11 protein-coding genes, 1 pseudogene and 1 riboswitch are annotated in these 14,776 nt (G+C 61.4%); of the genes and pseudogenes, 3 read left to right on the top strand and 9 right to left on the bottom strand.

What is annotated here, in order from left to right; translation table 11 throughout:
- Positions 1–39: 39 nt before the first annotated feature.
- From NKI16_RS27385 to NKI16_RS27345, 8 genes and pseudogenes are all read right to left on the bottom strand, one after another.
- On the bottom strand, positions 40–2,724 hold the full coding sequence (locus tag NKI16_RS27385) for an EAL domain-containing protein (protein WP_352592990.1): 2,685 nt from the start codon (positions 2,722–2,724) through the stop codon (positions 40–42).
- A gap of 173 nt (positions 2,725–2,897) precedes the next feature.
- Complete coding sequence (locus NKI16_RS27380; RefSeq protein WP_352579230.1) at positions 2,898–4,433, bottom strand: DHA2 family efflux MFS transporter permease subunit; 1,536 nt, start codon at positions 4,431–4,433, stop codon at positions 2,898–2,900.
- Between the two features lie 304 nt (positions 4,434–4,737).
- Positions 4,738–5,916, bottom strand: a complete 1,179-nt coding sequence (locus NKI16_RS27375; protein ID WP_352517859.1) for an HlyD family secretion protein — start codon at positions 5,914–5,916, stop codon at positions 4,738–4,740.
- Positions 5,913–6,391 (bottom strand): annotated as a pseudogene (locus NKI16_RS27370) (MarR family winged helix-turn-helix transcriptional regulator). The gene NKI16_RS27375 and the pseudogene NKI16_RS27370 overlap by 4 nt, the downstream one beginning before the upstream one ends.
- 81 nt (positions 6,392–6,472) lie before the next feature.
- A complete protein-coding gene (locus NKI16_RS27365) occupies positions 6,473–7,474 on the bottom strand; it encodes a FecCD family ABC transporter permease (protein ID WP_352624298.1) in 1,002 nt (333 codons plus the stop codon).
- Between the two features lie 29 nt (positions 7,475–7,503).
- The gene (locus NKI16_RS27360) at positions 7,504–8,451 is read right to left on the bottom strand and encodes an ABC transporter substrate-binding protein (protein ID WP_352624296.1); all 948 of its coding nucleotides are present in this window, start codon (positions 8,449–8,451) and stop codon (positions 7,504–7,506) included.
- A complete protein-coding gene (locus tag NKI16_RS27355; protein WP_352624294.1) occupies positions 8,448–9,191 on the bottom strand; it encodes an ABC transporter ATP-binding protein in 744 nt (247 codons plus the stop codon). Before NKI16_RS27355 ends, NKI16_RS27360 begins: the two co-directional genes overlap by 4 nt.
- A 167-nt stretch (positions 9,192–9,358) precedes the next feature.
- Positions 9,359–9,562, bottom strand: a riboswitch (cobalamin riboswitch).
- A gap of 332 nt (positions 9,563–9,894) precedes the next feature.
- Positions 9,895–10,803, bottom strand: coding sequence for a LysR substrate-binding domain-containing protein (locus tag NKI16_RS27345; protein WP_352517858.1), 909 nt, complete (start codon positions 10,801–10,803; stop codon positions 9,895–9,897).
- A gap of 140 nt (positions 10,804–10,943) precedes the next feature.
- On the opposite strand from NKI16_RS27345, the gene NKI16_RS27340 reads away from it, so the two are divergent.
- Complete coding sequence (locus NKI16_RS27340; RefSeq protein ID WP_352783260.1) at positions 10,944–12,332, top strand: FAD-binding oxidoreductase; 1,389 nt, start codon at positions 10,944–10,946, stop codon at positions 12,330–12,332.
- Positions 12,333–12,372: 40 nt separating this feature from the next.
- Here NKI16_RS27340 and NKI16_RS27335 read toward each other — a convergent pair whose 3' ends face one another.
- Complete coding sequence (locus tag NKI16_RS27335) at positions 12,373–13,308, bottom strand: bifunctional helix-turn-helix transcriptional regulator/GNAT family N-acetyltransferase (RefSeq protein ID WP_352841659.1); 936 nt, start codon at positions 13,306–13,308, stop codon at positions 12,373–12,375.
- Positions 13,309–13,525: 217 nt separating this feature from the next.
- Here NKI16_RS27335 and groES point away from each other — a divergent pair, with 217 nt between their 5' ends.
- A complete protein-coding gene (gene groES, locus NKI16_RS27330) occupies positions 13,526–13,822 on the top strand; it encodes a co-chaperone GroES (protein WP_006203049.1) in 297 nt (98 codons plus the stop codon).
- A 62-nt stretch (positions 13,823–13,884) separates the two neighbouring features.
- A partial coding sequence (gene groEL, locus NKI16_RS27325) for a chaperonin GroEL (protein WP_352923907.1) occupies positions 13,885–14,776 on the top strand: 892 nt, incomplete at its 3' end.

The raw sequence follows: 14,776 nt of genomic DNA, 5'->3' as shown, positions 1-14,776 counted from the left end.
CGCCATTTGGTCGGCAGAAGCCTGCTGGCGACCGATCCGTCAGTCTTTGCGGCCGCCGCCGAGCAATTCCTCGACGTCCTGCGCACAAATCGGCCTGCTGAAATGATAGCCCTGCATTTCGTCGCAATTGTTTCTGCGCAGGAAAGCCACCTGATCATCTGTCTCAACGCCCTCGGCGATGACCCTCAGGTTGAGATTTTGCCCCAATGAAATCACCGCGCTGGCCACAGCCTGATCGTTCTCGTCGGCGGCGAGATCCTTGATGAAGGACTTGTCGATCTTCAGCCGCGCCACGGGAAAGGTCTTGAGTGCGCTGAGGCTGGAATAGCCGGTGCCAAAATCATCGATCGAGATCTGGACACCCAGGCTTTGCAGGGCGTTCATGGTGGCGACCGCCAGCTCGATATCCTGCATGATAAGGCTCTCGGTCACCTCCAGCTCGAGATACCTGGCCTCCAGGCCGCTGTCCTTCAGCGCGCTGACGATGCGATCGATCAGGTTGCGCTCCCTGAATTGCCGCGCCGACACATTCACGCAAACGGTCAAGGGCGGCAGTCCTGCGTCTTGCCAGGCTTTGTTCTGCCGGCACGCCTCATGCAGAACCCAGTCGCCGATCGATACGATCAGACCTGTCTCCTCGGCGGTCGGGATGAACATCGTCGGCATTACCGTGCCAAGCGTTGGGTGGTTCCAGCGTATCAGCGCCTCGACCGCAAAAACCCGACCTGACCGAAGGTCCACCTGCGGTTGGTAGAGCAGCGTGAATTCCGAACGCGCCAAGGCGTTTCGCAACTCTTCCTGAAGCACGAATTTTTCATGCGCCCTGGTGTTGAACTCCGGAGCGTAAAACTGGAAATTATCGCGGCCGAACTCCTTGGCGCGATACATGGCCGCGTCGGCATTTGCCAGCAGCGTATCGGGATCCGTCCCATCCTTGGGATAGTTGGCAATGCCGATGCTGGCCGTCGCCCGCACAAGATGCGCTCCGAGCTGAACCGGCTCGGCGAGTGCAGCCCTGAGCTTTTGCAAGGTCTCGGAAACGAGATCGACGTTCGCCGGCTGGTCGAAAAGCACGACGACGAATTCGTCGCCGCCAAGCCGCACGACGGTATCGGTCGCCCGGACGCAGTCGACCATGCGACTTGCGACGATCTTCAGGAGCTCGTCGCCGGCATTGTGGCCGAGCGTGTCGTTGACGAATTTGAAATTGTCCAGATCGATGAACACCACTGTCACCCAGCGATCGTATCGCTGGGCGTACAAGACTGCCTGTGAAAGCCGGTCCTCCAACAAGGCGCGATTGGGGAGCCCGGTCAGCACGTCATGATTGGCCATGAAGTGGATCCGGTCTTCGGCCTGTTTGCGTTCGATGGCGATCCCGGCGATGCGCGTGGTGAAATCGATGAGGCGAGTCTCGGCCTCGGTCGGTTCGCGCACCGTCACAGAATACATCGCAAAAACGCCGAGCACGGCGCCCTGATGCGACAGGATCGGCGTCGACCAGCATGAACGCAAACCGTGTGGCCGCGCGAGTTCGCGATAGTCCTGCCAAAGCGGATCCTGCATGATGTCAGCGACAATCACCGGCTCGCGCCGATAGACTGCGGTACCGCAAGACCCTGCCCTTGGGCCTACCGCGGCGCCGTCGACGGCGTCGGTGTAGTCTCTCGCCAGGCTCGGCGCGGCGGCGTGGCGCAAGTGGCTGCCATCCTTGTCGAGCAGCAAGACCGAACCGAATATCCCCGCCAGTTGGGACTCGACCAGACGCATGAGCCGCTCGAGCACGTCTTCGAGGGGAGCGCTCTTTGCGATCATCTCGAGGATATGCGCCTGCCCGTCGCGAAGGATTTCGGCCTGCTTGCGCGCAGTGATGTCGCGGGCAATGCCGACGAGGCCGAAAATGTTGTTCTGAACGTTGCGCAACGGCAGTTTCGTAGACAGGAACCATTTGCCGGTGCCTGACGCATCGACGACGAACTCCTCCTCGTCGATCATCGGCTGTCCGTCGCGCATCAGTTGCTGCTCGATGACGCGAAATTTCTGCGCAAGATCCGGCGCGTGAAGGTCGAAGTCGCTCAGACCGATCATGTCGCTCGTGCTGTCTCGACCGCTGTCGGACGCAATGGCTCGGTTGGCGACGACGAAGCGGCTTTCGGTGTCCTTCACCCACATGTAGTCAGGCACCAGGTCGATCAGCGTCTGCAAGGAGATACGCTCGTCGACGACCAAGCGGTTGGCGCTGAGCTCGCTGATGTCCTCATGCGTGGCCACCCAGCCGCCGTCAGGCATCGGCTGATGGCAGACCTGAATTGTCCGGCCATCGGCGAGCTCGGCTGTCCAGTTCCCCGAAGCCGCGCCCGAATTGACTGCCCGGGCCAACGCCAGATAAGCGTCCGCATTCATTGCCGAGGTTCCGACAGCGACGCGCCGCTCGACGATTTCGCGCAGCGCCGCACCCGGCTGCAATTGCTCCGGTGCAAGGCGATAGATTTCCGCATAGCGTCGATTGCACAGGATCAGCCGTTCATCGGCATCAAAGAAACAGATGCCTTGCGAGATGTTCTCTATCGCGGTCTGGAACCGCAGTGCCTGGTCCTGAAGTGCCGCAATCGTGGCGCGAAGCTCGCGCTCGAGGGCCTCATATGAGGCAGTCGCCAGTTGTGCCAGCGTCGTCAAATTTGCGGATTCGGGCGCGTCGGTTTGCCTGGATGACTTCGTGGCCAAACACAATTCCTCCCGCTGATGCTTGAGGCAAGCAAAGGAGGCTCGCCTTCAACCCAAAAGCGACTGCATATTGGTCCGGATATACTAATGGCAGGTGAAACTGGCTCAACGCCGACGCTACCGGCACAGGCAACGGAAGCCGTGAGCCGGTCGCGGTGCCGGAGCCGTGAGACTTAGTCCATATGCGCGGCAGGCGCGCCACCGGCGGGCGGCGCAGCCTTTGGCTTGCGCAGCAGGAAAACAAAGGGGACAGCAAGCAGTGTCATCATCATCAGCAGCTTGAAGTCATTGACGTAGGAGATCATCATCGCCTGGATATTGACCATGCGATCCATCAGCGACAGCGCCGTCGGATCGCCGCCCGCCGCTGCCGGCGATGCCGCCCAGAGGTTGGGATTGAACGCATTGATATAGGCCGAGAGCTCGGCGTGGTTGATCTGCGTGTTGCGTACCAGCAGAACCGTCACCACCGATACGCCGATCGACGAGCCAAGATTGCGCACCAGGCTGAACAGCGCCGTTGCATCGGTGCGGAAGCGTGCGTCGAGCGTGGCGAAAGCCACGGTGGACAGCGGCACGAACACCATTCCCATTCCAAGGCCCTGGATGACGCCGGAGCTGAGGATAAGCCAGTTGTCCATCTGCGGCGAAAAGCTCGACATCGTGTAGAGCGATTGCGCGGTCAGCAGGAAGCCGATGACGACGAGGATCCTGGCATCGATCCTGTGCATGATCCGCCCGACGAACAGCATCGCGATCATCGTGCCGACACCGCGCGGGCCCAAGACGATGCCTATGGTGAGGGTCGGATAACCGAAGATGGTCGACAGCATTGGCGGCAGCAGCGACATGCTCGCCAGGATGAGCACGCCCATGACAAAGATGAACGCGAGCCCGGTGACGAAATTGCGGTCGAGGAATATCTTCGGGTCGATAAAGGGGTGCTCCGCCGTCAACGTGTGGATGGTGAATACCCAGAAACCGGTGATGGAAAGACCAAGCTCGATCCATATCTCGATCGAGGAAAACCAGTCGACCTCGCCGCCGCGATCGAGCATCAGCTGCAGCGCGCCGACACCGAGCGAGAGCATGGTGAAGCCGAAGAAATCGAAGCTGCGCACGCGACGGGCGACGCTGGGAAGATATGCGGCCATGCCAAGGAAGGCGATGATGCCGACCGGCAGGTTGATGAAGAACACCCAGCGCCAGTTGAAATTCTCGGTCAGCCAGCCACCCAGCGTCGGGCCAAGGATTGGTCCCAGCATGATGCCGGCGCCCCAGATGGCCATGGCCTGGCCGTGGCGTTCCCTAGGGTTGATGTCGAGCAGGAAGGTCTGCGACAGCGGCACGATGGCCGCGCCGAACACGCCTTGCATGAGCCGGAACAAAACGATGGTCTCAAGGCTCCAGGCGATGCCGCACAGCATTGAAAAGACGGTGAAACCGACCACGGCCGTCAGGAACAGCTCCTTGCGGCCGAAGCGGTCGGCAAGCCAGCCGGTCACCGGCGTCATGATCGCCGCGGCAACGATGTAGGAGGTCAGCACCCAGTTGATGTTGTCGGGGGAGGCGCCGAGATCGCCGGTCATGGTCGGCAGCGCAACGTTGGCGATCGTCGTGTCGAGCGCCTGCATGATCGTCGCAAGCATGAGCGCAACTGTGATCAGGCCGCGGTGCGGTACTTCGCGAAAGGGTTCTGGGCTGCTCATGACCTAAAACTTCCAGCAGGTAACAAAAACGTGTACATTAGGTTTCCGGACGGCGAGGCCCTCGCTGTAGAGAGACCCTCATCGCGGTGGGACGCGAGCATCGATGTGGGGGTTACATCGACTGAGCGTCTCGACAAGCGGGCGCCTGCCGCCCGGAAACCTGAGGACCGAAGATCCTGCGCGGCGTTGTCTGCTCAGGCAGGCTACAGCGCAGCCCGTCCACGCATTCAACTTTTCCTGCGCCTCCCTCGGACCAATCCTGCATCCATCTCGCTGTTTGCTATGCGGCCGCTACCAGGCCTCTTTACCTGGCCTCGCCTGCCGTGGCGCGGCCGAAAATGCTCGGCAGCCCGCGGGAAACGCCGGTGTCCACCGTGACCGTCGCGCTCATGCCGGTGCGCAGCGCCGTCTTGGCGTCGGCATCGGCCAATTCCAGGCGGACCGGAATGCGCTGCGTGACCTTGACCCAGTTGCCGGTGGCGTTCTGCGCGGGCAGCAGCGAGAACTCGGCCCCGGTGCCGGCGCCGATCGCCTTGACGGTGGCTTCGAACGTCTTGCCCGGATAGGTATCGACCACGATTTCGGCCTTCTGGCCCGGCTTCATGTTGGTGAGCTGGGTTTCCTTGAAATTGGCGTCGACCCAGGTGTCGCCGGTCTCGACCAGCGAAAACAGCGGCGTGCCCGAACCGACATACTGGCCGACCTTGAACGAAGCGGCCTGGCTGATGATGCCGTCGGCAGGTGCCTTGACCGTGGTCTGGACCAGATCGTAGGCCGCCTTGTCGCGTGCGGCGAGCGCCGCCATTACCGTTGGATGCTTGTCGGTCTCGATGTCGGGATTGCCGCCAAGTGCCGCCTTGGCGCTGGCGATCCCTTGCTGGGCCACGGCCAGCTGCTGCTTCGCCTTGTCGAGGTCGTTCTTGGCTTCGTCCAGAGACGACTTGGCGTTGATGCCCTTGCGGGCAAGGTCGGCGGCGCGGTCATATTGCGACTGCGCGTACTGGACCTGGCTTTCGTCGGACTTCTCCTGCGCCAGCGCCTGGCTGTAGGCCGCACGCAGCTGCTCGACATTGAGCCGTGCGCCAGCCACCGCCGCGTCGGCCTGGGCCAATGCGATCCGGTAGGGCTCGGGATCGATAGCGAACAACACGTCGCCCTGCTTGACAGACTGGTTGTCGAAAATGTCGACCTGAACGATGCGGCCCGCCGTATCGGCGGCTATCGACACCTTGGCCTGCTGCAGATTGGCGTTCTCGGTCTCCTGATAGCGGCCGCCGGTCACCCAGACATAGCTGCCGCCGGCGATCAACGCAGCGGGCAGCACAAACATCAAAAGGAAGCGGCCGGCACGGCGCTTCTTCTTCGGCGCCACCGGCGCCGGAGCTATCTGCGGAGCGACCGTTACCGGAGCTGCCGCCGGCTTCGCGGGAGCTTCCATCTCCAGCTTGGCCGCATTCTCATCTAGTTTGGCTACCGCGTTCATGCTGCTGCGCCTTCCGTATTCTTCACTTTTCCGAGGGCGGCGTCTCACCATCTGCAAGATTCTGCACCATTGTCTCCAGCGCCCTGACCAGGACGTGGCGATCTTCCGGCGAAACGCCAACGAGCGATTCCTCATAAACCTCGCCGGCAAGGCTCTTGACGTGGGTGTAGGCCGCGTTGGCCTTGGCGGTCGGGAAAATCATGCGCACTCGCCTGTCGGTTGCGTCGGGACGGCGCTCGATCCAGCCGCCCTCCTCCATGCGATCGACAAGACGCGAGACGCTGATCGGCTCGATTTCGAGAAGCTCGGCAAGCCGCGCCTGCGCGACACCCGCCTCCTTGGCGACACGTACCAGAAGCCGCCATTGCGCCGAAGAAAGGCCGAAACCACTGGCGCGCGCCTCGAAGCGCTTGCGCATCAGGCGCTGCACGTCGTGGATCAAAAAGCCCAATCTGTCGATGCCGTCGGAAACCATGAGCGACATATATAATAAGCGTGCTCATAATTCAAGGAGCCGGATTGTGCCAGAAGCCGGCAAGTGTGCATGGCAGTCACATCATGAGCGATTGCGAATGAGCATCGTGACCACGAAGAAAGCACCGAACGAACTGGTGATGATGCCGATCGGCAGTTCCTGCGGCGGCAGCAGCGTGCGCGCGAGAAGATCGCTTGCCAGCAACAGCACCGCTCCGAAGATAGCGCAGGTTGCGATCAGGCGAAGGTGTAGCGGGCCGGCAAGGGTCCTGGACAAATGCGGGATCATCAGGCCAACGAAACCTATGACGCCTGCTACCGAGACAAGGATTGCTGTCGAGAAAGCGGCGACGAGAAATGTCATCCTGCGCATCCGCGCAACCGGCACACCGAGGCTTTCGGCGGCATTCTCGCCGGCCAGGAAAGCGTCGAGCCGACGATGGTTCCAAAGTCCATAGACAAGGATGGTGCCTGCGCCCAGAGCAGCCAGCCCGACATTGTCCCAACGCGCGAGCCCGAGCCCGCCCATCGTCCAGAACAACACCGAGTGAGCGGCGCGCTGGTCTCCGGCAAAGACGAGATAGTTGGTCAAGGCGGTGAACATGAAGGAGACAGCAAGCCCGGCGAGGATCAGCCGTTCGGGGCCTTGCCCCCTCACCCGCGAAACCAGCAACAGCACGATGCCGGCGGCTAATACGCCGCCCGTGAAGGCCGCGACCGGCAACGTCCAGATGCCGAAATGGTCGCCAAAAATGGTGATGACGGAAACCGCGCCGGCCGCCGCTCCGGACGACAGGCCGAACAGGAACGGATCGGCGAGGTCGTTGCGCGTTACCGTCTGCAGCAGCGCGCCGATGACGCCCAGCCCGGCGCCGACACAGATGGCCATAATCGTGCGCGGCAGCCTGAGATCGACAACGATCTTGGCAATCGGGATCTTGCCGGCCGGACCGGACACGATATCTCCGTCCAGCCCGGCCGCATGTCCGAGCGCAGCAATCACGTCGCTCAGCGCGATGACCGTCGATCCATAGGCAATCGACAACAAAGCAAGAGCGGCAATTGCTGCTGCTCCTGCTGTCATGGCCAATTCGAACGCTCTCTGGCGCAAGCTCAGAAAGCTTCCGGGTGCATCGCCCTGGCGATCTTGCCGATCGCCTCGATGTTGGCAGGCCCAGGTGTCAGTTCGGCATAGCGCAGCGCGACGAAGCGTTCATTTTTGACCGCATCAGTCTCCTTCATCGCCGGATGGGCTTTGAGGAAATCGAGCAGTTTCCTGTAGCCGCCGCCGTCCTGGTAGTCGAGCAGGATAAGGAATTGCGGATTGCGGGCCGCCACCGTCTCCCAATCCGTATTGCCCCAACTCGTCGCCATGTCGGCCATGATGTTGTCGCCGCCGGCAGCAGCGATCATGGCGCTGGGGATCGCGAACTTGCCTGATGTGAAAGGTTTGTCTTCGCCGGAGTCGTAAAGAAACACGCGCGTTCCCTTGCGGTCGCCGATCTTTGCCGTGATATCGGCAAGTTGTGCCTTCCAGTCCGACACAAGCTTTCCCGCCTGGGCCTCCTTGCCAAAAATCTTGCCCAGCTTTTCGACATCACCATAGAGCAGGTCCATCGAGGCCGCGGGGCGGTTCTTGTCGAGATGGACGCAGCTTTCCGTCAGCACAAGCGTCTTGATGCCGTACGGCGCCAGCGTATCGGGCGTCACCTCGCCACCTGGTTTCATGCCGTAATACCAGCCGGCGAAGAAGAAATCGGGCTCGACGGCGACGAGGTTTTCGAGCGTCGGGTATTTCGGCGCGAGTTCCGGGATCGCGCCCTGCTCAGCCTTGAATTCCGGACCGACCTTGTACCATCCGGTGATGCCCGTCAGGCCGACGATCGACGGTTGCAGCCCCAGCGCGAAGGCCATCTCCGCCATGTTCAGATCTTGGATAACGGCGCGCTTCGGCGCGGCTTCGAACGTCAGCGGCGTGCCGCAGCTGTCAACGGTCACGGGAAAAGCGAAGGCGGCCTGGGCAAGCAGTAGGGAGGCAAAAGACAATACGAGGCGTTTCACGAATGTTGCTCCTTGGTCAGATCAGGATGGGAAGAGGCACGGTTAGGAACGTCGAAGATCGTAAGTTCGCGGTCCTCGGTGGGATGGCGCAGCCGAAGCATGTCGACGCCGAAAGTCTCGCGGATCAATTGCTTGGTCAGCGCCTCGTGCGGACCGGCGAGTGCCTGCAGGCGGGCCTCGTTCATCACCGCGACCCTGGTGGCAAATGGCGTGACCAGCGACAGATCATGAAGCACCGCCACCACGGTCATGCCAAACTGCGATACGAGTTCGAGAAGGTCGCTGCGGGCGCGCGGATCGAGATGATTGGTCGGTTCATCGAGGAACAGGATTTTGGGCTCCTGGGCGATGGCGCGCGCCAGCTGGGCGCGTTGCCGCTCGCCACCGGATAGCGAGCCGATTGTGCGGCCGAGCAGCGGCATCAGGCCGGTTCTGCGAAGCGCTTCGATGACGATGTCGCGTTGCTCGCTCCTTCGTCGCAAGCCCGCATGGGGGACGCGCCCAAGCTCGACATAGTCGATCACGGCAAGCCGCGGGTCGGGCTGATCGGTCTGGCCGACGACCGCCATGTGCAGCGCCCGCTCGGCGGCCGAAAATCTCTCCAGCCGGCGTCCGGAGAATCTCACGTCTCCCGCGCTTGGCCGCAGCGTACCGCAGAGCATGCGCAGCAGCGTCGTCTTGCCGGCGCCGTTAGGGCCGATGATGGCGAGGCGGTCGCCCGCCGCTAGCGAAAGGCTCACCGCACTGACCAGGCGCTGGCCATTTGCCGTCGCACTCAGTTCGCGCGCTTTAAGAAGAGGCTGGGAGGCGTCCAACTTACCGTCACTTTCTCAATGGCGACGGAAGGAAGCTGGACGGACCGGCCGACAAGACCGATGTCCACGTCTCCTCCCGGCACACCCCGTCCGGTCAACTCATGCTGATGGCAGGTCTCCTGGCTCGCGGGTCTTTGCGCCATCCTGCCTTCCCAGCCTTGCCGGCCAGTGGCACTTCGGATCTTGCTAACCGCTTACAGTTGCGGGGGCAGCCACGGCCTCGATCCGAAGACCTCACCGTGTTCCCTTTTCACCCCTTGCCTTTCGACTCGGGGACCATCACTCAGCCACCCTAATTTTCCGCCACTCACAGCGCAATAAATTTTCGGAGTTCGGACAGCCGCTGGAGCAAGGGTCTTGTCAGAAGGAGTCATGCATACCTCGTAATGTAATAACATTACGTACCTAGAGGACGTTGTCTGCTTCTGTCAACCCCCAACATGATTTGGGACAAATGGCTGCCGGCATCTGGGCGCGAGGTCGCCGATGCGCCGGAATTCGATCCCTGTAGCGGCAAGGCTGGAAATTTGGATACCGGTCAAAGTGTGAGGCGCGGCAGGCGACCCCGAAGCGCAGGAAGCGCTGCTACCGCTTGTGACGAGCATGCAGAAGATCGGCGTTCAGATGCTCAGACTATCGATCTCATCCAGGCGGAAAACGCTTCGATATGCGCTTGTCGGGGGTGATTGGCTACGCAGGCAAGGTAAAAGCCATAGCCTGGCAGACAGAGATCATGTGCCTTGACTAGCCTGCCAGCCTCGAGTTCGCCACTGACGACCACATCGCTGCAGATAGCGATACCTTGGCCTGCCGCTACCGCGTCAATCGCGTGCAGCTCTTCGCGGAAGCTTAGGTCCCATGCCTGGTTGGCATTGGGGATGCTGGGATCGATCGAGCGTGCGATCGCCAGCCATCGTTGCCAAGTCGGCGCTTCCGGGTCGCGGTTCGTCCAATTGAAATGGATGAGCGGGTATTGCAGCAGATCGGCGGCGCGCTCGATCTGTCGGTCGCCTCCTGCGAACAACTCCGGGCTGCATACCGGAAAGAATGCGTCCCGAAAAATTTCCTGCGCGGGAACATCCCGCGGCATCCTGCGCGCATAGCGGATCGCGACGTCGGCGTCACCGGCTCGCAGGTCCAGAACGGCGTCTGTCCCGATGATCTCCAGTGGAATGTTCGGATGCTGTTCGCGCCACTTCGACAGGCGCGGAACCAGCCATCGGCTGGCAAATGCATTTGGGCTCGTCACGCGCAACGGGCGTTGGCCAACTCCGGCCGAGGCTGATGCTATTGCCGCAGCGAAAGCGTCGAAGCCGCTGCAAATTACCGGGAATAGCCGTTCGCCCACGCCTGTGAGCACGAGCGGTCGTGGGCGCCGCCGGAACAGCAGTTGCCCACAGACCTCCTCCAGCAATCGAATCTGGTGGCTGATGGCCGTTGGCGTCACTCCGAGTTCCGTCGCGGCCTTCCTGAAGCTCATCAGCCTGGCAGCGGCTTCGAAGGCGCGAAGCGACCCGAGCGGCGGAAGTTTTCTCATCCAGGCAGTTTAGATGAATTTAGCTCATCCAGCGACTGAGATATTCGATTTTGCAGCGAATGGCGCCGCATGAGATCATTGTGATCCGGTGAACGACAGCGGCCTGTCCAACCGTGCTGGATCACGAAGGGTATCCCTCGATGAGCACGTTCAAGCTTATAGACGGTTCCGAGCCGACGTTGCAGGCGCCAGATATCGCCCGGCTCAGGCAGGCGATTAGCGGCGATCTGATCCTTCCGGACGACCCTGGCTATGACCAGGCGCGCAGAGTTTGGAATGGCATGGTCGATAAGAGGCCGGCGGCTGTCTTCTATTGCGCCGAATCCAGCGATGTCGTTACGGCCGTCAACTTCGCCCGATCGCAAGGCTTCCTCGTCGCCGTCCGCGGCGGTGGTCATAACGTCGCCGGCAGTTCGGTATGCGACGGCGGCTTGGTGATCGATGTGTCACGCATGAAGCGGATCGAAGTCGACCCGATCCGCCGTGTTGCGCGCGCAGAAGCCGGCCTGAACCTGGGCGAGTTCGACGCAGCCACACAGGTCCATGGTCTTGCGACGACCATGGGTGTCAACGCGGATACCGGCATAGCCGGACTGACACTCGGCGGCGGGTTCGGCAAGCTTGGCCGCAAACATGGACTGAGCTGCGACAACCTTGTCGCTGTCGAAATCGTGACGGCGGACGGCCGGTTGCTCACGGCAAACGCGGCCGAAAATGCAGATTTGTTCTGGGGCATTCGGGGCGGCGGCGGCAATTTCGGAATAGTCACCACCTTCGAATACAAGCTCCATCCCGTGGGTCCGCTCCTCATCGCGGGATCGATGCTATACCGCTACGAAGAGGCACGCGAAGCGATGCGGTTCTATCGTGCGTTCTCGAGCGGCGCCCCGGATGAGCTGAGCCTGGATGCAGCACTTGTGACGGCGCCCTCGGGCGAACGCTTCTTCAGCATATCGGCGTGCTACATCGGCCCACTCGACGAAGGTCAGCAAATCATTCAACCTCTGAGAGAGTATGGCACGCCAGTTGAGCGCCGGATTGCTCCTGTCCCCTATCTTCAAGTCCAATCGGCCGGGGACAGCCTCTTTCCGCGCGGGCGGCGCTACTACTGGAAGGCGCAGTTCATGCGCGAAATCACAGATCAGGCGATCGATACCATGCTTGCGGCTTACATGACTGCACCCAGCGAATCGCTTCTAGTCCTGCAGCAGGTTGGCGGCGCCATCTCGCGAGTACCGATGGACGGAACGCCCTACGCCAACAGAGATGCACTTTACGATTGCTTCCCGATATCGATCTGGGACAATCCGTCTGACGACGAAACGCACATCCGATGGGCGCGCGACCTGTGGGATGCAATGAGACCGTTCTCGACCGGCGGCGTCTACGCGAATAATCTCGGCGAAGAGGGCACTGATCGGGTTCTGGCGGCTTACGGCGAGAATTATCCGAGGTTGGCCGCACTAAAGAACAAGTATGATCCCACCAATTTCTTTCGCTTGAACCAAAACATTAAGCCTGCGACCTGAGCGACCGCCCCAGGCCGATGCTCGAAATTCTGCGGCGCTGCTACAGCTCCAAATTCCAGTTCTGGCCGACCAGATCCTTGCCGAAGGAATGGTGGCGCTCCTCGTTGGTCAATTTAAAGCCCGCAGCCTCATAGATGTGGCGAGCGGCGGCGAGAACGTCGTTGGTCCACAGCGTCAGTGTCCTGTAACCCCTGGCGCGGCAAAAGCCGACACATTCCTCGACCAGCCGCTTGCCGATGCCGAGGCCGCGCGCCGAAGGCTCGACATAGAGCAGGCGCAACTTCGCCACCGCGTCCGACTGGCGCACGACGAAGACCGAGCCGACGACCTCCCCTTCCCGCTCGGCGATCCAGCTGCGTTCCCATTTCGGATCGAAGGATTTGACGAAGGCACCGAGGATTTCGGCGACCAGCGCTTCATAGGTTTCGTCCCAGCCATATTCCTGCGCGTAGAGCAGGCCCTGGCGATGAATGATCCAGCCGATGTCGCCGACTTGCAGGGGCCGCAGCATATAGGGAATTTTGGGCTCGGCGCTTCCGCCCAGCAAACGCTGCACCGTCTGCATGGCCTTGACCAGCTTGTCCTGTTCGGCAACCGAAAGCCGTTCGAGCAAAGCCGCGACCTGGTCGTGCGAACCCTGGTTCAGCGGCGCGAAGGCCTGCCGCCCGGCCCTGGTCAGCGCGATCGACGAGCGCCGCGCATCCGCCTCGATCGTGGCGCGCTCGACCAGATCACGCTCCTCGAACCTCTTCAGCAGCCGGCTGAGATAACCGGCATCGAGGCCGAGATCGCGCGCAAGGTCGGTGGCGGTCAGGCCATCGCGATGCGCCAGCTCATAGAGCACCCGCGCCTCGGTCAGCGAGAAGGTGCTTTTCAGCAGCCCTTCGTCGAGCAGCCCGATCTGGCGGGTGTAGAAGCGGTTGAAGGCCCGCACCGCGTCGATCCGCTCCTTGCCTGGGTGATCATGAATGGTCATGGCATCCTCCTCCCGGCAAGATCAGCGATTTAGTTGACTTAGTCAAGTATCCATTTGAAGCAATTGTCCTGATGATGCTCACCGGGCGCCTTGACTCGCGCGAGTTGCCAGCCTATTTCAGCGCCACGTTAGCACTCCCCCAAGATGAGTGCTAACCACATGTCCGGCGCCGCCGGACGGAGGAACTGTTCTCACCATTCTCATCGAGGAATAAAAAATGGCAAAGTCGAAGTTCCGCCCGCTTCATGACCGCGTGGTCGTTCGTCGGGTCGAATCCGAATCCAAGACCGCGGGCGGGATCATCATCCCCGATACGGCTAAGGAAAAGCCGCAGGAAGGCGAGATCATCGCCGTCGGTTCCGGCGCCCGCGACGAAGCCGGCAAGCTCGTCCCGCTGGACGTCAAGGCCGGTGATCGCATCCTGTTCGGCAAGTGGTCGGGCACCGAAGTCAAGCTCAATGGCGAAGACCTTCTGATCATGAAGGAATCCGACATCATGGGCATCATCGGCTGAATATCGGCCTCACCCTCGTTTAAATCTTCGGGCTCAATCCAAGCCCCTGCCAGGAGCTAAAAATGGCTGCCAAAGACGTAAAATTCTCCCGTGACGCTCGTGAGCGCATGCTGCGCGGCGTCAACATCCTCGCCGACGCGGTGAAGGTCACGCTCGGCCCCAAGGGCCGCAACGTCGTCATCGACAAGTCGTTCGGCGCACCGCGCATCACCAAGGACGGCGTCACCGTCGCCAAGGAAATCGAGCTTGAGGACAAGTTCGAGAACATGGGCGCGCAGATGGTCCGCGAAGTTGCTTCGAAGACCAACGACATCGCCGGCGACGGCACCACCACCGCGACCGTTCTGGCACAGTCGATCGTCCAGGAAGGCCACAAGGCGGTTGCCGCCGGCATGAACCCGATGGACCTCAAGCGCGGCATCGACCTCGCCGTCGCCGACGTCGTCGCGACGCTGATCAAGAACGCCAAGAAGATCAAGACCTCGGAAGAGGTAGCCCAGGTCGGCACCATCGCCGGCAATGGCGACGTTTCGGTCGGCTCGATGATCGCGGAAGCGATGCAGAAGGTCGGCAATGAGGGCGTCATCACCGTCGAGGAAGCCAAGACCGCCGAGACCGAGCTTGAAGTCGTTGAAGGCATGCAGTTCGATCGCGGCTATCTCTCGCCCTACTTCGTCACCAACGCCGAAAAGATGGTTGCGGATCTGGAAGACGCTTACATCCTGCTCCACGAGAAGAAGCTCTCCAACCTGCAGGCCATGCTGCCGATCCTCGAGGCTGTCGTGCAGACCTCTAAGCCGCTGGTCATCATCTCGGAAGACGTCGAAGGCGAGGCCCTGGCCACGCTGGTCGTCAACAAGCTGCGTGGCGGCCTGAAGATCGCTGCCGTCAAGGCGCCGGGCTTCGGTGATCGCCGCAAGGCCATGCTGGAAGACATCGCCATCCTCACCGGTG

Source organism: Mesorhizobium sp. M0698 (assembly GCF_040320455.1).
GTDB lineage: Bacteria > Pseudomonadota > Alphaproteobacteria > Rhizobiales > Rhizobiaceae > Mesorhizobium.
Note: the sequence above shows the minus strand (reverse complement) of the source record. Positions and strands in the feature narration are given on the sequence as shown.

Bases quoted from the DNA above. Each gene is read 5' to 3' on its own strand.
- NKI16_RS27380 (WP_352579230.1), bottom strand. From the start codon at position 4,433: ATGAGCAGCCCAGAACCCTTTCGCGAAGTACCGCACCGCGGCCTGATC.
- NKI16_RS27375 (WP_352517859.1), bottom strand. From the start codon at position 5,916: ATGAACGCGGTAGCCAAACTAGATGAGAATGCGGCCAAGCTGGAGATG.
- NKI16_RS27365 (WP_352624298.1), bottom strand. From the start codon at position 7,474: ATGACAGCAGGAGCAGCAGCAATTGCCGCTCTTGCTTTGTTGTCGATT.
- NKI16_RS27345 (WP_352517858.1), bottom strand. From the start codon at position 10,803: ATGAGAAAACTTCCGCCGCTCGGGTCGCTTCGCGCCTTCGAAGCCGCT.
- NKI16_RS27340 (WP_352783260.1), top strand. From the start codon at position 10,944: ATGAGCACGTTCAAGCTTATAGACGGTTCCGAGCCGACGTTGCAGGCG.
- NKI16_RS27335 (WP_352841659.1), bottom strand. From the start codon at position 13,308: ATGACCATTCATGATCACCCAGGCAAGGAGCGGATCGACGCGGTGCGG.
- groES (WP_006203049.1), top strand. From the start codon at position 13,526: ATGGCAAAGTCGAAGTTCCGCCCGCTTCATGACCGCGTGGTCGTTCGT.